The organism is Candidatus Delongbacteria bacterium, assembly GCA_041675285.1.
Taxonomy (GTDB): Bacteria; CAIWAD01; CAIWAD01; order CAIWAD01; family CAIWAD01; genus CAIWAD01.
Genome location: JBAYTZ010000022.1, coordinates 1 through 17,844, shown reverse-complemented (window position 1 = coordinate 17,844; position 17,844 = coordinate 1). Strand labels below are relative to the sequence as shown.

19 protein-coding genes are annotated in these 17,844 nt (G+C 62.6%); 7 read left to right on the top strand and 12 right to left on the bottom strand.

Features of this window, described 5'->3' with window-relative positions:
- The first annotated feature begins 32 nt into the window (after positions 1-32).
- From WC326_15435 to WC326_15415, 5 genes are all read left to right on the top strand, one after another.
- Positions 33-509, top strand: a complete 477-nt coding sequence (locus WC326_15435) for a hypothetical protein (protein MFA7332461.1) — start codon at positions 33-35, stop codon at positions 507-509.
- Positions 510-708: 199 nt separating this feature from the next.
- A complete protein-coding gene (locus tag WC326_15430; GenBank protein ID MFA7332460.1) occupies positions 709-1,287 on the top strand; it encodes a hypothetical protein in 579 nt (192 codons plus the stop codon).
- A gap of 1,763 nt (positions 1,288-3,050) precedes the next feature.
- Positions 3,051-4,121, top strand: coding sequence for a Fic family protein (locus tag WC326_15425; protein ID MFA7332459.1), 1,071 nt, complete (start codon positions 3,051-3,053; stop codon positions 4,119-4,121).
- Between the two features lie 123 nt (positions 4,122-4,244).
- The gene (locus WC326_15420; protein MFA7332458.1) at positions 4,245-5,384 is read left to right on the top strand and encodes an ATP-binding protein; all 1,140 of its coding nucleotides are present in this window, start codon (positions 4,245-4,247) and stop codon (positions 5,382-5,384) included.
- 1,267 nt (positions 5,385-6,651) lie between these two features.
- The gene (locus WC326_15415) at positions 6,652-7,230 is read left to right on the top strand and encodes a plasmid pRiA4b ORF-3 family protein (GenBank protein MFA7332457.1); all 579 of its coding nucleotides are present in this window, start codon (positions 6,652-6,654) and stop codon (positions 7,228-7,230) included.
- Positions 7,231-7,430: 200 nt separating this feature from the next.
- On the opposite strand, the gene WC326_15410 is transcribed toward WC326_15415, so the two are convergent.
- From WC326_15410 to WC326_15360, 11 genes are all read right to left on the bottom strand, one after another.
- Positions 7,431-8,135 carry a hypothetical protein gene (locus WC326_15410; GenBank protein ID MFA7332456.1) on the bottom strand — a complete coding sequence of 235 codons (705 nt, stop codon included), beginning with the start codon at positions 8,133-8,135 and terminating at the stop codon, positions 7,431-7,433.
- A 264-nt stretch (positions 8,136-8,399) separates the two neighbouring features.
- On the bottom strand, positions 8,400-8,798 hold the full coding sequence (locus WC326_15405; protein MFA7332455.1) for a hypothetical protein: 399 nt from the start codon (positions 8,796-8,798) through the stop codon (positions 8,400-8,402).
- Positions 8,795-9,115, bottom strand: a complete 321-nt coding sequence (locus WC326_15400) for a hypothetical protein (protein MFA7332454.1) — start codon at positions 9,113-9,115, stop codon at positions 8,795-8,797. Before WC326_15400 ends, WC326_15405 begins: the two co-directional genes overlap by 4 nt.
- Positions 9,108-9,356 (bottom strand): hypothetical protein, encoded by a 249-nt coding sequence (locus tag WC326_15395; protein ID MFA7332453.1) that lies wholly within the window; start codon positions 9,354-9,356, stop codon positions 9,108-9,110. Before WC326_15395 ends, WC326_15400 begins: the two co-directional genes overlap by 8 nt.
- A 62-nt stretch (positions 9,357-9,418) precedes the next feature.
- Positions 9,419-10,000 carry a hypothetical protein gene (locus WC326_15390; GenBank protein MFA7332452.1) on the bottom strand — a complete coding sequence of 194 codons (582 nt, stop codon included), beginning with the start codon at positions 9,998-10,000 and terminating at the stop codon, positions 9,419-9,421.
- A 300-nt stretch (positions 10,001-10,300) separates the two neighbouring features.
- The gene (locus tag WC326_15385) at positions 10,301-10,426 is read right to left on the bottom strand and encodes a hypothetical protein (GenBank protein MFA7332451.1); all 126 of its coding nucleotides are present in this window, start codon (positions 10,424-10,426) and stop codon (positions 10,301-10,303) included.
- 12 nt (positions 10,427-10,438) lie between these two features.
- Positions 10,439-10,633 carry a hypothetical protein gene (locus tag WC326_15380; protein ID MFA7332450.1) on the bottom strand — a complete coding sequence of 65 codons (195 nt, stop codon included), beginning with the start codon at positions 10,631-10,633 and terminating at the stop codon, positions 10,439-10,441.
- Between the two features lie 28 nt (positions 10,634-10,661).
- A complete protein-coding gene (locus WC326_15375; GenBank protein ID MFA7332449.1) occupies positions 10,662-10,898 on the bottom strand; it encodes a hypothetical protein in 237 nt (78 codons plus the stop codon).
- A gap of 205 nt (positions 10,899-11,103) precedes the next feature.
- The gene (locus WC326_15370) at positions 11,104-11,370 is read right to left on the bottom strand and encodes a hypothetical protein (GenBank protein MFA7332448.1); all 267 of its coding nucleotides are present in this window, start codon (positions 11,368-11,370) and stop codon (positions 11,104-11,106) included.
- A gap of 36 nt (positions 11,371-11,406) precedes the next feature.
- Positions 11,407-11,811 carry a hypothetical protein gene (locus WC326_15365; GenBank protein ID MFA7332447.1) on the bottom strand — a complete coding sequence of 135 codons (405 nt, stop codon included), beginning with the start codon at positions 11,809-11,811 and terminating at the stop codon, positions 11,407-11,409.
- A 179-nt stretch (positions 11,812-11,990) separates the two neighbouring features.
- Positions 11,991-12,833 carry a tyrosine-type recombinase/integrase gene (locus tag WC326_15360; protein ID MFA7332446.1) on the bottom strand — a complete coding sequence of 281 codons (843 nt, stop codon included), beginning with the start codon at positions 12,831-12,833 and terminating at the stop codon, positions 11,991-11,993.
- Between the two features lie 360 nt (positions 12,834-13,193).
- Between WC326_15360 and WC326_15355 the strand changes: the two genes are divergently transcribed.
- Positions 13,194-13,691 (top strand): hypothetical protein, encoded by a 498-nt coding sequence (locus WC326_15355; protein ID MFA7332445.1) that lies wholly within the window; start codon positions 13,194-13,196, stop codon positions 13,689-13,691.
- 128 nt (positions 13,692-13,819) lie between these two features.
- The gene (locus WC326_15350; GenBank protein ID MFA7332444.1) at positions 13,820-14,248 is read left to right on the top strand and encodes a DNA adenine methylase; all 429 of its coding nucleotides are present in this window, start codon (positions 13,820-13,822) and stop codon (positions 14,246-14,248) included.
- A gap of 448 nt (positions 14,249-14,696) precedes the next feature.
- Here the strand turns inward: WC326_15350 and WC326_15345 are convergent, their stop codons facing one another.
- The gene (locus WC326_15345; protein MFA7332443.1) at positions 14,697-17,639 is read right to left on the bottom strand and encodes a T9SS type A sorting domain-containing protein; all 2,943 of its coding nucleotides are present in this window, start codon (positions 17,637-17,639) and stop codon (positions 14,697-14,699) included.
- Positions 17,640-17,844 lie beyond the last annotated feature (205 nt).

Here is a 17,844-nt window from a genome sequence, read left to right as displayed (position 1 = left end):
GGCACATCCGGAAGGCGGAAAGGAGACGCATCATGCCCTCATCCTCGGCGGACACCGGCCCCATTGGGCCGGAGGCCAAGGCCTATCTGGACCAGCGCTTCCGGCGGGAACGCGAGCACGTGGCGCGCCAGCTGGACGCCCACCTTGAGACGCTGATGCAACGGCCGCCCGATCTCGCCATCCGCCGGCTGCAGGAGCACGTGGCCCAGCTGGAGCGTCAGGTGGGGGCGCTTCAGGACAATCAGCGGCGGGTGCATGCCCATCCACGGGACTGGGTGCCCCCCAAGCGCCGCGATGAGAAAGGGCGCCTCAAGGACGATCTCCTGCTCTCTGTGGCCAGCGTCTTTGCAGATGGCCACTGGACAAAGACAGAGCTCGCAAACGAGCTGGGCGTCCACGTTCGCACCCTGACCAGCTGGCTGCAGCGCAAGAAGGCGCCTCGCGACGCGGCCACGCGGGATGCGCTGCGGGCCTGGATCGCCCGCAACTACCGGGATCCGGACACCTAGCCCCGCGTCTTCGAGAGTCACAGGGCCATCCCGGCATCCGGTGGTGGCCTTTTTCATGGGGTTCTCCTTGGCGGAAATCGAGTCCATGTCCGCTTCCATGGGTGATACTACTGCCCTACCCAGAGCCCCTTCTGGCTCAGATGGAGTCCTACCCCACCACGATGTTTCACCCAACATCACACAGATCGGAAGGCTACCCATGAAACGTGCAGGTATCGGACAACCCACTCAAACGGAAACTGACCGGGAGCAGGTGGAGCGCCTCGTTAACGAGGCGCAGCAGATTCTGGAGATGACCAGCAATCCAGGGTGGATGTTCTACTTCGACCCCCTGCGGCAGACTGCTGCAGACGCACTGCGCAACCTGCTAACCGAAGATGACTCCTTGGAGATCTTCCGGCATCAGGCCACCCTGGAGGTTGCGCGTAAGCAAATGGCCGATTTGCGCCGGCCGTTCGAGGAATTGCGGCGATTGGATCCCGGGCACCCCCTGGCTGTGCAAGACCTGCCGTGTGCCGAAGTGTTCGATGTGACCCTGGCCCTCAGCCTCATCGTGCCCAATGGGGCGGAAGCCTTGATCGAGAATGACCGCCGGTCCAGAGCCGCACCTATGCTTCAAAAGGTGTTGGCATTGGTGAAACGAAGCGAGCGCGCGCACGCGGTAGACCAGGAGCTGGACTCCGGGGACGATAACGATGTGGACGCGTCATCGGGGTCAAGGCCGGGCTCCCGCAAGCTCAAGCACCCGTGGAGGGCAAGCTACTTGGACAGGAATTGAGTGCAGCTCGCGAACTGCCAATGCGTTGAACCGTGGGATCCGCGCCTGATGGAGCGGGCATTAAGCAAGACACGCCAATGGGCGCGCCAGAGGCCTTCCTTGCAAGGCCTCTGGCTGTTGATGGGCCCGGGCACCAGGGACGGATGCGGCCTGTGCAACCCGCCCAGCACGGTCGCCGCCGGGACCCCCGCCGTGGGCGGCGCTACCCTCTGTCTGGATGTTGGAATTGTCAGGTTTGGTGAGCGGTTGGTCCCGAAAAACGGGACCAAGGGACCAAACCGACCTAGATGGAGCCAGCCCATCCCCACCTCCGGTGGTCCCGTGGTCCCGTTTTTCGGGACCATTTGGAAAGCGTTCCCTACAAGTTCACAGGCCTCTTAGCTTTGCGGGAAGGATGTAAGTGAAATAAAGGGGGGGAGGGGGCTGCTGCGATGGAAAGGATGGGAAGGCGAAGATTCTCCCAAAAAAGAAGAAGGACTACGTCTTGCCGTCGGAGCCGTTCCACTCTTCGCCGCGCGAACGCGTGGCAGGCCCCCCCCCGGGGGGGATTTCTCCTTACATGCTTACAAGGCCCTTTCGCGTATGGGACAGAACCACCCACATGCTGCAGGCTGGGGCAGGATAGATGGGTAGGAAGAACCCGCGGATGTGCCGGTCATGGAGACGTGCCGGTAGAAGAAGGCGGAAGGGAGATTTCCGCGGGAGGGTGATGGAACTGCCGCGCAGGGCGGCGCTCCGAGAGTGGGATGCGGAAACTCAGTTAGTGGAAAAGAGATTGGCTTGGATTGAGCGGAAAATGAGCTGCTGAAGAAGGCGGGTAACCGAGCGTGCACCGCCCCGCCCACGGGCTCTTACCACAACCACCGCATTCGCCCCACTTGTCTGGGAATCCGCGGTGGCTGCGGGCCCGCGAGTCGGGCCATGGCTAGGCGATCCCTTGTACCAGCAGGCACCCACTGCGCGCGTCACCCGGTACCCTTGATGGGATTCCGAGTTGAGCTTGGAAGAGCGCTTCGGCCGAAGGCCAAAGGGTGTTCTTCGCGCAAACGCTCAGAGGGTTGGCATCAGACAGGATTGCCTGCGGCCCGAGAGCGTGTTTTCGCAAAGGCGTATATGGAAGGCTGCGCCGGAATTCGAAACGGACAAGGCACGGCCATTCTTGACAGGAAAGTTCCGCGTGTGGTCTCGCGCCCGCACTTCGGGGACACGCGCGCCCGAGGCAACACGACCAGCTACGGGCTGGAATTCTGGGCCGACGTTTATGAAAGCGAACACTGATTTGCTTGAATAGCGTCGGATGCTATACAAGCGAACGAGTGGAAGGCGTTCTCGCCGGCGCTGCCCACCGGGCGCCCCTGGCTTTCCAGGTGGACATGGCCGCCAAGCCAGCTTGATGGTTCCTGGGGGTTCGCGCCGCTTGACTGGACTCAGCGGATGGGCTACCCGCATTCTTCCACCCAGGTGCCTGGCCTCCATCCACCTCTCCGATGGACCGGACCACTAGGTCAGTGCCACAGGTTGGCCTTCCTGCACGCGGCCTTGAAGGCGGTCGTTGAGGAGTAAGGGACGAACTCAGTCATCTCCATCCACCGATCTGGTGATCGCTCTGCTCAACCTTTCTGTCATGGCGGGCGTGCCGGCCCTATTCCACTGCCCAATGTTCACAGACCGCCACTTCTGATACATGTGCTGGAAGAAATGCATAGAGATTCGAACTTTTCTATGCATGTTGTGACGGACATGTCTACAACGTGAGCACGACCATGACCACCCTGCCCAGCCTCACCGACCTGTCTCCCAGGCGCTTCGAAAGCCCGGCCCTGCTGCGCAAGCTGACCGCGGCCAGCCGCAAGCTGGCGGAGCTGAAAGGCGTGGCGGCCACCATCCCCAACCAGAACATCCTGATCAGCACACTGGGCTTGCAGGAGGCCAAGGACAGCTCGGCCATCGAGAACATCGTCACCACCCACGACGAGCTGTTCCGTGACGCCGCCTTTCCCGCTTCCGTCGCCCAATCCGCCGCAAAGGAAGTGCTGCGTTACCGCCAGGCCTTGAACGTGGGTTTCCAGCTGGTTACGACCCACGGCCTCTTGCTGACCAACCACCTGCTGCAGATCCAGGCCGAGCTGGAGCAGAACAGCGCCGGTCTGCGCTGCCTGCCCGGCACCACCCTGAAGAACAGCGCGGGGGAGACGGTTTACACGCCGCCGCAGGATCCCGCCGAAATCGTGCAGCTGATGGGCGAGCTGGAGCGCTTCATCAACGACGACAGCCTCTTCGACGCGGACCCGCTGATCAAGATGGCCCTGATCCACTACCAGTTCGAGAGCATCCACCCTTTCTACGACGGCAACGGCCGCACCGGGCGGATCGTCAACATGCTCTACCTTGTCAAGCAAGGACTGCTGGAGAACCCCGTGCTGTCCTTAAGCCGTGCCATTGTGCGCCACAAGGCCGACTACTACCGGCTGCTGCAGGCCGTGCGCGAGCGGGACGCCTGGGAGGAGTGGGTGGATTACCTACTGAGCGCCGTGGAGGAGAGTGCCACAGGCGCCATCGCCACCATCCACCAGATCAAGTCAGCCCTGCAGGACGCCAAGCAGCGCATCCGCGCGGGCTACCGCTTCTACAGCCAGGACCTGATCAACAACCTCTTCACCCACCCCTACACCAAGATCGAGTTCCTGATGCAGGATCTGGGCGTTTCCCGCCTGACGGCCACGCGCTACCTGGACGCCTTAACCGAAGGGGGCTTCCTGGAGAAGCAGAAGGTGGGGCGCTCGAACTTCTACATCAATCGGCGGCTGGTGGAAATCATCGTGAGCCGTGGGTAGCGGCGCACGTTGCGTTGTAGCGGCCGGGCAGCCGCCGGTCGAGCAATCCTGTTGGCGGAGATTCCTTGGAATTCTGATATCGTGTTAGCAGATTTCGTTTAAAAACTGCCAATAGGAGATCCCATGATCCCCCGCATGCTGGAGCGGCAAATCCCCGGGCGCCTGGGGGACGGCAAGGCGATTCTTGTGCAAGGGGCGCGTCAGACCGGCAAGACCACGCTGATCCGGAACCTGCTGGCGGGCCGGGAGAAGGTGCTGGCGCTGACCGGCGACGAAGCACTGACCCGCCAGCTTCTCACCGACCCGGACCTGGCCCGCTTGCGCGGACTGCTGGGAGGGCAGGCCGTGCTCTTCCTGGACGAGGCCCAGCGGATCCCCAACATTGGCCTGACCCTCAAGCTCCTGGTCGACCACTTCCCTGACCTGCAGATCCTGGTCACCGGGTCCTCCTCCCTGGAGCTTGCGGACCACGTCCACGAGCCGCTCACCGGGCGCAAGTGGGACTTCCCGCTTTTCCCCATTTGCTGGCAGGAGCTGGAGGAGCATGTCGGCGCGTTCGACGCCCGCCGCCAGTTGGAGCAACGGCTGGTCTACGGCATGTATCCCGAGGTGGTCAGCCGCCCGGGTTTCGAGCGGGACCTGCTGACACAGCTCTCCGGGGAGAGCCTCACACGCGACCTATTGGCGTACGAAGGTCTGCGCAAACCCGAATTGCTGGGACGGCTGCTGCAGACCCTGGCCCTGCAGGTGGGCCACGAGGTCTCCACGAACGAACTGGCGGGGCTGCTGCAAGCCGGCCGGGGCACCATCAACAGCTACCTGGACTTGCTCGAGAAAGCCTATGTGGTCTTCACCCTGCCACCCTTCCTGAGGAATCGACGGGACGAGATCCGCTCCACGCGGAAGGTCTACTTCTGGGACAACGGCATCCGCAACGCCCTGCTGGGCAGCTTCCAGCCGCTGGATCTGCGCACCGACACCGGTGCCCTATGGGAGAACTTCCTGGTCAGCGAGCGGCGGAAGCTCCTCGCCTATCAGCGGGTCCCGACCCGGCTGTGCTTCTGGCGCACGCATTCCGGCGCGGAAGTGGATCTGGTGGAGGAACGGGACGGGCGCTTGACCGCCTGGGAGTTCAAGTGGAGCCCCTCCAAGCGCGCACCGTGCCCGGTGGCCTTTCGGGAGAGCTATCCGGACGCCACGTTCCAGGTCCTTCACCGCGACAGCTTCCGGGACTTCCTCGTGGAAGACGCCCCGGCCCGCTGAATCCCCATAGGCTCCGGATATGACGGGTGAATCCGCCGAAATCTGTCGCTTTCGCCCATCGTTTCCGGAGGGTGGCTGCATCCAGACCGGATGTGGACCGAAGCTCTGGAATCATATGGCAAATGCGCTGTAAAACGTTTGATTCGCCCTATGATTTCGGGAATGCCCTGCCCCTGCGCGACCACATCGATCGCAGAAAATGAAACCCAGCCGAAGAACATCCTGATGAGCCCAGCCCCGCACTTCGCTCGCGTGCGCGATCGAGGCATTTGGGAGCCAAGCTTCAGGTCACTCCGCGAATGAATCCCGGCTTCGTGCCGAAAACGCCAGATCTACGTCCGAGATCATGCCAGCTCGCTCTAGGGCGGCTTTTGCGTGTCAAAGGGATCGCTTGCCAGCATGCGTTGTGCAGGTCCGAGATTCACGAATCCCGGACCTCCCCAGCGGTCGTTCCCGAGGCGATGGGATGCAAGCCGGCCCGATGCACCGGGGCTGGAATCTCCAGCGAGGCTCCTGCTGGCTCCGTTGTGAGACGCGGAGGGGGAAAGCGGACTCTTTGGTCGTCCGAGGGGGTGGATCTCCCAGAAAGGCTTCCAGGGTCCTTCCTGAGCATCCACGCCTGAACGCCAGCCAAGCCGTCACAGAGGGGCCGACCATCGCCTACGGCTGGAATCTCCAGCGAAGCGCCTGCGGGCTCCGTAGAGAGACGCGGAGAGCAAAGGCGGGCCAAGGGCCGTCCGAGGGGTGGCTCGCCCAGTGAGGTTCCCCAGGCTCCTTCCTGAGCATCCGACCTAGCACCGCCCTGGAGGGGCTTGTTTCGGATGGAGGGAGGGGGGGGGTGGTTTTTGGCAAAGCGGGAAGGCATACCCCCCAACAATGGCCCAAAGGGGTGTCTTTCCCCGCGAGCGGGTTTTTGAAATGGCCGCGGCGACGGCCGTGATACAATGCAGTCAGCACACCTAAGCATCAAATGGCTTCACGGGAGAAAGGATCCAAATCAGTAGAGCCCGTGCAAGCCGTCCCTCGGTCAAGCTGTGTGGCACGCGTACATTTAGGCGGGACCATCCGTGGGCGGGTTCAGGTGGTGGGGAGTCTGTTTCCCTGCCGCCAAACGGCTCCAGGAGAGCTCCCCAAACCATCAAAAAACGCGGGGACAGTGGCGCATAGGCAGGGTATCCACATCCCGTCCCGTCATCAAGCGACGCCCTCACCGCCGACTATCTCCGGAGGGACAGTGAAGCCGAACCGCACCGTGTTCTAGCTCTGTGTGACCCTCAAATGGGTCGAGCCGAAAGTATGGCGCCGGATCCTGGTGCCGGACGACGCCACCTTTTGGGACCTGCACGTGGCCCTCCAAAACGCCATGGGCTGGGAGGATGAGCACCTGCACAAGTTCCGGGTATCGCATCCGCAGACGGATGAATCACAGGAGATCGGCCTCCCCATTGAAGACCTCTTCGAGGATGAGAAGCCTGGTCTCGTGGGATGGGAGGTCCCGCTGCGGAAATACTTCCAGCACCCGGGCAACCTGGCAGAGTATGACTATGACTTCGGGGATGGCTGGGAGCACGAGATCGTGCTGGAGGCCATCAGCGAAGTCGCTCCCAGAACCCGTCTCCCCCGCTGTCTGGACGGGGCCGGCGCGTGTCCGCCAGAGGATTGCGGCGGGGTTTCGGGGTATGAGAACTTGCTGGCAGTCTTGGGGGATCCGAACCACGAAGAACACGAGAGCATATTTGAGTGGCTGGGTGGCACGTTTGATCCCGCCGCGTTCGATCCCAAAAGGATCCAGTTCGACCATCCCCGCCTCCGCCTATTGCAGTTGATGCGGGACCGGAACTCCTGAGTGATGCAGACGGGCTGGGGGCACTGGGCCGCCGATTCCATCGAAGGCTCATTTTCCCCCGGTAACCAGGTGCGGATTTTACTGACTGTGTGAGCGTGCTTCCAGGTTCACTTGCCACTGGCTGCGTGAATCGGGCGCGGTACAAGACGTGCGAGCCCCAAGTTCATCTACACAGGTTTTCCTGCCGGGCTTCCAGCCAGTTACTCCTTCACCTGGACGCCCATGATCAGGCGGACTTCGTGCGTTGTATCCCCCAGGTCGGCTTCATCCAGCCGCCAGCCCGCACCCAGTGCCATCCAGAGGCCGTCCCCGCCGTGAGCCAACGTAGGCCCCAGGAACAGGCTCTCCTCGCTGGCGCGCAGCTCCCCGCCCAGGCGCAAGTGGTCCAGCAGGGGAACGCTGAGCCCGGCAGCCAGCTCGAACTCCGTCTCATCCTCATCGAATTCCACGACGGGGTTCACGGCGAGGTCAATCGGGCCGAAGGTCTGGGAGAGGAGTAGCTTTGCTTCCCAGACCGTCTCGCTCAGGGTGCTGTTGTTCTTGTGCTCCAGATAGAGGATGGGATGGAGGAAGGCCTGGGCATCCGGCAGAAGCCGGTAACGAAAGCGAACCTTGAATCCATCCCAGTCCAGCGGGGCACCCGGCGTCCGTGAGAACACCTGGTACACGGCCGCGTCCAGACGGTCGGACATGCCGATCTCCAGCTCGGCCTGGTGGACCGTCTTAAGGTTGGTTTCCCGCTTCGCCCAGTCTGGGCTCTGCACGGTCAGATAATGCTCCAGCTCCGCTTCACCCGGCTTCATCATGGCCGAGCCATAAGTCCAGACCCAGGGGCGCTGGTCGGCCCAGGTGTTCGTTGAGAGCATGAGTGCCGCAGCAGCGAATGCCAAGCGCCTGATCGTCATGTTGTCCTCCGATTGATAACCATGTCGCGGCGGGGGCTGCCATGCCGCTCCACCACGATCCCCAACGTGTTAAAGTTAGGAGAGACAAACAAAAGTAGGACGGGATGAGATTAAAAAAGACGGCCGCCCCCGCACCTGGATTCAAGGGGACGGCCGCCGAAGCGGAACGCACTGTGGAAGATGGAACATGGTACAGGGGTGCCGGGTTCCCCAGGTAAGTAAAACGGGCCGACCCTTTCTAACAGTCTGGGCGAGGTGGGCGGCCTATTCGCTGATTCGCCAAGCGCAGTAGACGCAGGCGTTTGGGCGCGGGCGGCTGGTGTCGTAAGCGACGCCGTCCAGGGCGGCGAATACGTGGCCGGCGATGCGGACAATCCAGCGGCCCTGGGCGCCGGGGCTGGCTAGGAAGGTGTCCACACGCAGGCGGGGCTGGCCGGCGACGGCCGGGTAGGCGTGGCGCGTGGCGCGCGCCTGCAGCCAGGCGGCGATGGCCTCCTTGGGCGTGCCGCGGCCGCAGCGCCGGCCCAGGGCGGCGAGCTCGTCGTAGACCTGTTCGTAGGGCGTGCTGGTGGCGATGGCGCAGGCGCGCACGGCGCAGTCGTTCTTCTGGCGGGGCCGGCGGCTGGTGGCGCGGCCGCCGTCGGTGGCGAGGAACGTGCTCATCGGAGGTCGGTTCCGTTGCTCGTGCGGGTGAGGACCATGCAGCGGGGATGGTAGCCGACAGCCGTGACATCGATAACGGCGGTCCAGAAGCGGCTGATCTTGTCGACGCGGTCGAAGTAGAGGGTTGGCTTGTGGCGCCAGGTAATCTGGAGGCCATGGGCATCCGGGTTTGCAGCCACCAGCAGGCGCCTGACGTCGGCGAGTGTGGGCTGGGGTGGCGTGGGCTTGGCCACGGGAGGGAAGGCCTGCCTGGCTGCAGCCTCGCGCGCCAGGAGGGCTTGGGCTTGGCGGGCGGTCATCTGGGTGAAGTCAGGCATGGGTGGTCTCCAGTCGCTGGCTGCGCGGCGGGCCGAGCAGGCTGGTGGCCAGGGTCTCGTTCTCGTGCTCGGTGCTGGCCCGTGTGCAGGCGGCGGCGAGGGCGACCTCGCGCTGGAAGCGGTCCTTGTCCAGCCAATCGAGGCAGCCCAGCTCCAGGCGCATCCAGCCTTCGACCCAGCGGGAGGAGAGGTCGACCCAACCTTGCCGCGCGAGTTCTTCTTTGATCATCTGCTCGTACATGGGGATCTCCTTTGCGGGCCGGGCCGGCCTTGCGGCCGGCGCGGGGCTTGTGTTTGCTGGGCTTAGAAGTTGAAGTCGTGGTGGTGGTGGTGGCCGGCGCAGAGCTGGCGGCCCTGGTTTTGGGCGAGGCCGGTCTCGATCCAGCGGCCGTTCTTGCGCAGGGTGAAAACGGTCACCCGGGCGAGGTTGCTGGGCTTGATCTCCCAGCGCTGGGTGCTGCTGGTGTGGCCGCAGAATCCGCCGGGGGAGAAGTGCAGGGCGTCGGGCTCGCCGGAGCCCGCGCCGTTCAGCAGGCGGGCGTCCCCGTCTTTCATGGCGAGCTTGGTGCGCGCCGCGTTGATCTGGATGACGTAGCCGGCGTGGCAGTCGCAGTAGCCGCTGCGCGTGACCGGGTCGCCGACCTGGACCTGGGCGGCGAAGGAGTCGTGAACCAGCCGCTCTTTGGCGCGCAGCTGGCTGAAGGTGCTTTGCGCGCGCGCCGCAGCCTGTTGGTAGTCCGCCCAGTCCGCCTTGCTGTGATTGTGGTAGGCTAGGGCGGCTTCCAGGCTCAGGCGCTTGGCTTCGGCCAGTTCGGCCAGCAGGGTCTGCAGCGGCGTGGCGTTCTGTGTGTCCGTCGTGTTCTGGGTGTTGGCCTTGGTCGTCATGCTGTCTCTCCTTTTGTGTTGGGCATAACTACGCAGACACACTTTCCAGATGCAAGTTAAACGTGATAAGTCTTTAGACTTATTTAAAAACTTGAAACAGTCAAAGACTTAGTTAAATGGGAATAAACGAAAGGCGCTCTTGTCGGAGCGCCTTTTAGGGTTTTCGATGGATGTTGCGGGTCATCTGGGCAGCCTGCTGATGGTCAGTCCTGATGCCAAGCAGACACCCGTGATGTGGGGATTGCCCTCTGTTTTGACCAGCCAGTGGGCGGCATCGACAAAGGGCTGGAGGTCCATGCCCTATGCCTGCCTACCGGTTTTGGCGGTGAAGGCCATGAGGGTGGCGGTGGTCTTGGGATCCAGGTCGAGGATGAGGGTCCCGAAAATGGCGCCGGTTCCGGTCTGCGTGACGAGGAAGCGGTTCATAGGGTGCTCCTGTCAGTTGGTCAGTTTGGAAACGAACTCGCCGTCCTCATCGCGAACGTCGATCGTGCAGCGACCGGAGCCCATGGGGTCCAGGACGACCGTGTAGGTCCAGCCCTCGGTCTCGCCCGATGCCAGCTCGGCCGCGGCTTTGCCAGCTTCGGCCTGCGTGTGGAAGACCCACGTGGGTGCGTTGGTGAGCAGCAGCATGGTCGGGCTCCTTTCGGTCGTCATGGGTCTATCTCCGGTGCGAGGGATTGGTGAAGCTGAACTCTTCGTATCCGGCGGCAAGTAGGCGCTCGGCCTCGGCCATCGTGACCACCCAGATCAGCTCGTCTTCGCCCATGAAGAAGCGGCAGGCCTGGGGGACGCGTGCAGCGAAAGAGACCGCCAAGGCCGGGCTGGAAAAGCGACCCAGGATGTGGGGGGTTGTGTTGATGGCGTCCTGGGTTTCAAACGTAGTCTTGTGCGTCATGGTGTCACTCCCTTAGTGTTGGGCATAACAACGCAGATACGTTAGCGTTAGTCAAGTTTAAAGCGAAAATAAAAAGGTTGTTTAAATAGCTAGAAATGCCAGAGAAAGAATAATCGAAAATAAGTGGAAAAGACGCCATTGGGCGCCTTTTCCGGGTGTGACTGTGGAGATTTCGGTTTCGATTCCTGATCCAAGGCGGAACCGCTCACGCCTCTTGGCTGGGCGCAGCATGCGGCAGCTTGGCCTCCAAGCACCCCGCCACCAGCTCCACCCCCTGCTTCAGTTCCTCCAGGCGCCCCATCACGGCGCCCATCTGCTGCTGCAGGTCGGGATCCTGGCCCAGCTGCAGGAAGGCCTGCTGGAGGACGGTCTCCAGGCGGGTCAGGCGCTTGCGCGCCCCGTCCAGGTTCGTTTTGCCATCCGCCAATTGCCCAGCCACGAAGGCCTTCACGTCCCAGGTCGGCTTTGCCATGATCATGTCTCCTTGTCTTTGGGTTGTGGGTGTCGGTTACTTGTGGGCCCGGCCCAGCTCAAAGGCCGCGCGCAAGGCGTCTTTCAGGTTCCAGACCCCGACTTCGTGGAAGTCCAGGGCGTCCATGTGGCGGGCCTCCAGGGTCCTAATCCCGCAGTGGAGGTGGGCCAGGGCGGTAAGGCCCGCGTCGATGGCCTCTTCGCGCGCGTCCGGCTGGGTGGCGGCAGCCGGCGCTTGCCAGAGCTTCGCCGCGGCCGGGAAGCCGATCCACTCGCCGTTCGTGCCCAGGCCGCGGTTGGCCATCTCGTCCCTGGCAAGCTGCACCGTGTCCAAACGGTCGGTTGCGAGGAGCTGGATCAGCTTGGTCTTCAAGAGCTGCATGAAAGCGGCTTCGTCTTCGCCCAGCAGGTTGACCAAGCCTTTTCGCGTCATCTTCGTCATGGGTCCGTCTCCTCGTTTGGTGGGCATAACTACGCGGAATGACTTTCCGAAGTCAAGTACGTGTAGCTTTATTTAAGAAGGAGATAAGAAGAGAAAAGACCTTTCGTGATCGAACAGGATCCCAAAGAAAAGCCCCCCAGGGAGGGGGCTTCACGTCTAGGTGGTTACGAAGACCCGGTTTAGTCCCGCCGCCCTTCAATGGCAGTCCGAAGCTCTTCATCCGCCACATGGGCGTAGATAGCGGTCGTCTTGGGGCTTTCGTGGTCGAGGGCTAGTTGCACCAAGCGCAAGTTGCCCGTCTTCTTCAGCAAGCTGGTGGCAAAGGTGTGGCGCAGCAAATGCGGGTGGACGGACCGCTGCAGGCCCGCCAGCTGGGCCCAGCGGGAGAGCAAGCGCCGGATCTGGCGATCGGTCAGGGCCCCGCCCGTGGAGGAGACGAAGAGCGGGGCTTCCAGATCCCGCGTGCCCGCGATTCCCGCCAGCAAATCCCGGGTCTCCGTGGGCAGGAAGCGCGAGCGCCTCTTGCCTCCCTTGGCCGTCACGCGCACGCGCCGGCCGTCTCGGTCCACGTCGCCCACGGTTAGAGCCGCGGCTTCGGAGACGCGCAGGCCCGTATCGAGCAAGAGGCAGAAGAGGGCCCGGTCCCGGGCGTGGGTGGGTTGGTCCACGCGCTTGGCCAGGGTCTTGCGCAAGGCCTTCTCCTCGGCCTCGGACAGGCAGTCGGGCGCGGGGCAGACGGCGCGCGGGGCGGGCAGGCGGCGCCACTCGGGGCCCTGGGGCAGGCCGGCGAAGGCCAGGAAGCGCCCGATGAGGTGCTGGGCGCGCCGGCGCGTGACCGGGGCCCGGTTGCCCGCGGCCACGGCATGCAGGAGCGTGGAAGTGCCCGCTGTCTCCCAGCTCTGGCCCAGGCCGGTAAGGAGCCGTTCTTGGCGGAGGAGCTCGGTGCGATACGCCGCCAGGCTGGCGGCGCTCAGGCCCAAATCGGCCAGGTGGACCAGGAAGGCGTCGGTGGTCGGGTGCATGAATGGGGTCCTTTCTTTGTGTCCGCATGCGGGGAGCCCGTGATCCGGCAGTGTTTTCCTGCCGCTGGAGCTACCCCCGGGACCAGGATGCAGAGGGAGTGGCGGGAAGTCAAGTCCATGATCCGCTTGATATTTCTCTGCACAGCCGGGCTGTGAACGGCGGAACCGACGGGCGGATCAAAGGTGGCCAAAGGCGGGAACGGGTCACTGCACGTGGGCGAGAGAGGGGCAGGGATCCAGGTTGAATGGAAAGATGCGCGGGAAGGGGGTACACGGGCGGTCCAGGGTCTCGCCCCATTCCCGTTCAACCCGTATGTTGAGCCCTCTTTGAGGGGTTCGCGAAGAAAGAAAGGAGACCCTGTGCCCGTTACCGAGGCGGAGATCCAGGTAGGCCTGGTCGTGTACCTGGATCAGCAGCGCTTGCAGGGCCGGCGCGATGTGTGGGCCACCCTGGGGTCGCGGCGCATCAAGGTCCGGCCCCATGTGTGCGTGGCCGTGGAGGGCGATCTCTCGGCCTGGACGCCCCTGACCAGCCGCTGGCGCTCCGAGCGCCTGGCCATTTCGGCCGGCTGGCGCGTCGGGGGCGATCGCGCCTGGCGCGGGGGCCGTTCCTACCTGTACGACGGGGCCTGCGTGGTGGTGGGGCCCCGCGCCGCCATGGCCGAGGCTTCGTGGCAGCATGCGGCACCGGTAGACCTACATCCAGCCGTGTCGCCCGAAGGCTGTGCCCAGATCCTCTTCGCCGTGGAGCGGGCGCGCAGCCGGCGCCAGATGGGACACGCCCTGGACCTACGCGCCGATCGCATCCTGGGCCTTCCGGTGGGCGGTGGCCCCGTCTGGGGTCCGCGCCTGCGGTGAGACAAACTCGGCCTGCCTGGCCAGCGCGTTTCATCTCGTTTCTTCCTCGTTCCTCCTATGTCCTCCCGCGTTCTGGGACCTGCCCTCCTCCCTTCCCATCCTGATGGACAACCTGCAAGGAGTCCGCCATGTCGTTTCTCTGTGTCGAAGCCGCGCTGTTCCCGGAGCTGACCGCCCAGGGCGCCCAGGGGGACGCGCCGTCCCATGCCGTGTCGTACGTCGGCAGCAAGAGGAAGCTCCTGGACTGGATCGTCGAACAGATCCCGGACGGCACGACGAGCGATGTGGACGCCTTCTCGGGCGGCTCGAGCGTCGGCTACCGGCTGAAGAACGAAGGCCTGGCCGTCCACGCCAATGACAGCCTCCACTGGCCCTTCCACATTGCCCGGGCCGTGGAGGTAAACCAGAGTGAGACGCTGGACGAGGACGAGATCGCGGCGCTATGCGAAGACAACCCGGACGCGGGCTCCTTTGTGCGAGATACCTACAAGGGCCTCTTCTGGAAGCCCGAGATCCATAGCGCCATTGACCACGTGCGGGCCATTGTGGACGAGTAGACCGCGACTTCGGCGTGCAGACGCGCACGGTGCATTTCTTGTCGCGTGGCGAGAGCTTCCTTATGTCGCTGGGATTTGCACTGGCGCTGGCCACGCTGTCCTCAGAGCGTGGCCGGGTGAGTCACTGTTCATCGACGAGGGATTTGGCAGCCTGGACGCCGACATGCTTAACATGGTGATGGGGGCGTTGGCCGACTGCAGTCCCAGTGGCGTCGAGTTGGTGTCATCTCGCATGTCCACGACATGGCCGAGCGCATCGGTACCCAGATCCGTGTGGAGCCCATGGGGCGCGGGCGCAGTCGAGTGGTCACAGTGGCATGAACCGATGGATATCGTTCCAGCGTCGAGCGCTCCACACGGTGCAAGGCTGGTCCGCTTCACTGGTAACCGGGGCTTTCTGTCCACGTCCTCCATCACAACAAGGAATCAATCCCTGAGTTGAAATCGGTCATTTCACCAGCAGCACCTTTTGTGTCGCACAGCCTACGGGAGTTTCGAGGCGCACTAGGTATACGCCGCTGGCCATCCTGGTGCCGTTCAACAACACCGTATGCTCGCCGGCCGCAAGGGGCTGGTCAAGTAGTTCCAGGACATGCTGGCCTTTCAGGTTGAACAGAGACAAGCGGATGGGGCCCGCTTGGGGTAGACTGAAACTCACTTGAGTGCTGGGATTGAAGGGATTTGGCGCGCATGGGTGCAGTGTCATTGTCCAGGGGCGACCGGTATCCACATCTTTTGCTTTGGGCAGATCTGTTGTCGATGCTTCCAACAGCGCGGTTAGGAATTCCCGCGAAGCATCCAGATCCACGAATTTCAGTGGAAACAACAGGAGGTCGACGCGATAGGGCTCCAGGTACGCCGCTGAGGCAAGGAGACCGTCGAACTGATCGTTGCCGCTTCCCGCCAGCACACCGGCGTGAGACCACTGTTCCAGGACCGGAATGGAAAGGAAGAAGGGCTCTTCAGAGCTCGTGACATGCAGGTTTCCCCAAAGCGGGTCTTCCACTTGCGCGCTCCAGGGCGGGGCGAGCATGCCGCCCTGACCGTTTGAGGGATTCGGCATTGGTATCTGTACCACTATGATGTCTTCGGCGTCAGCGGGATCCCTTGGCAGTCCCATCGTGGTGTTCACGGGTGAGTTGCTTGAGAGCACCAAGCGGCCCCCAGTCTCCAGGAAGTGAAGGAGGTCAACAGGACGAAAGGTCTGGAAGACCGCTGAACCGTCGTCGCGCCAGTCCACATCGATCCACAAGGCCGCGTGGTTTTGCAGGATGCTGCGGTCCAGCGGGTCGTTATCGATCCCGGTGGTCCGCCAGGTGAAATCCAACCCCGCCGAGGCAAAGAGCTCGACGAACTTCTGCCGAGTGACGCTGGTGTCGGAATCGCCCAAGCCGTGACTCACATGTGCCACCAGCCAACCCTGGTCATGGCCGGCTGGGATGGCTGACACCCAGTCGAATTGGGGAGTCAGAACATTGCCGTTGGACTCACTGTGTACGCGGAACATGTACCGCTGGAGGTTCTCGAGGTCTGAAATGTGCGTGACCCTGTTGTTGAGGACTCTTAGTGTGTCCGTGTCAAGAAGGCAATCAGGTGGCCAGCAATAGCCCTCCCCGCTCGGTTGCTCAGGCATCCGGCCATAGACGATCCTCACAACGGGCGTGCTGCAATAACACGAGATGTCGACACATCCATCGCCGGGTACCAGGAACAGGCGAGGCGCGGTGAAATCGAGTTCCCGGGCCGCCCACTGACCGCCCCACGTGGTGGTAAGACGGTAGCGCAGTGAATCGCCCGCAGCATAGGATGCCACATACTCCAGCACTTGAATACTATCCGCCAGCAAGACGGTTTGGCCGTTCCGCAAGTTCACTCGCTGAAGACGATAGCTGGCCGGAGGGGCATTTGTTGCGGGCGTCCAATGAAGACGCAATTGTCCGGGGATCACAACCTCGCTGGCCAGGCTTGGCGCTTCCGGCACATCCACCGGCAGCTGTGCCAGCTCGGTTGCGGCCAGACGCAGTCGCTGATCCAGGGAACTGAAATCGAACAAGTCTGGGTCAATTTCTTCCAACGGGGTTTCCTGGGGATGGGCCGCGTCATGGATGTCATCTCCCATGACGATTGCAAACCAGGCTTGGAGAGTCTCGCCAGGCGCGAGCACCGTTTGAGGGCGCCCCAGTGAGTCCACTCCGTCAGGAGTCCCCAAGGGGCCGATACTGATGAGGCCGCGGACATCCTGCCCAGTGACTGGGAAATTCTCAAATGCGCTGATCCAAGATCGTTCGGCGATCACTTGGCCTTGCTCGTTGTAGATGGGCTGTGGGGGAATCGTGCCCACTACTCCATAGAAAGGTGGGTCGATTTCTCCGTTGCCCATCAGGGAGTACTTGTGTCGGTCCGCCAGAGGAACGCGCGTAGTGTCCTGCCAGGCCAATCCCAACTCCGGATGCTCGCGGTAGTAGCGCCAGAAGGGTCCATACGAAATACCCTCGTACCAATGCATGTACCAGTTGATGCTGTGCGTTGCCCCTTGCTGCCCCTTTGCCAGAATAGCCATGGCGTGAGGATAGATGATGCCCCCCTGACCTCGACCATCGTTGTCAAGGAAGACCATGGCACTAAGGCGTGTTCCGTCCTCTTCAAGAATGGAGCGGCTCAGGATAAGATCGTCGTTCCACAAGTTGTCGTTTGTGTCGTCGCGCAGACAAATGTCGGCGTCGACGAACAGACCGGCATAGGGGCTACGCAACACGTCATCGCTGATGCTTTCGATGTCATAACGAAGGAGCAGGATCTGTCCAATGTCCGGCTCCGTCATCCATTGGAAACTGTGCTGAGTGACTGAAATCCCCAACGGCCGATGATCGCCATCGTCCACATCGAAGTGCTGCCCGGTCTGCCAGTCCGGATAGTTCGCCAGCGTGTCCGTGTAGTGAATGATGAACTCCTGGTCCGCCAGGGCCTCGGAATGGAAAATGGATTCCCCTTCGCAAGTTGTGGCGTCTGACAGGCGCGAGCGTTCCTCCAACGCCCCGCTACAAACAAGTCCCGGGTAAAGCTCCCCCGCGTGGCCATCACCGCTTTCCTTGGCCACAGATACGCGTGGGGTCCAGCTGCCATCCGAATTCTGTAGAAGCGCACCAACCCACAATCCAGCCTCGTACAAATAGTTCGAGCCCGATCTGCTTGGATACTCCAGCCGAGGCCATGTTTGGCCTGGGTGGCACGGCATTGCCCAGAGCGTGTCCTTGCTGCCCAATAGGCCGGTCGTGGTCAGGTTGAGATCGAAGGCTCCCATATGGTGTAACCGGTTCCGGAGGCAGAGGGGCGATTGGGCAGCGGCCTGATATGCCATGCTGAGAATGAGCAAGACCAGAAAGTGATACATGATGCCTCCATCATGCCGCATCGGACAGCGGCTAGCCTATCAACTCAGGGAATCGTCTATTATCAGAGATAGCTTCTGTATTTGACCTGCCCCCGATGCTTGTACCACTCGATAAGTTAGGCCACGGCCCCGATGGGCGGTAGCTGAATCGCTTCCGGCGCCGGTGGCCGGTAGCCCAAAGAACTGTGCGGCCGCACCGTGTTGT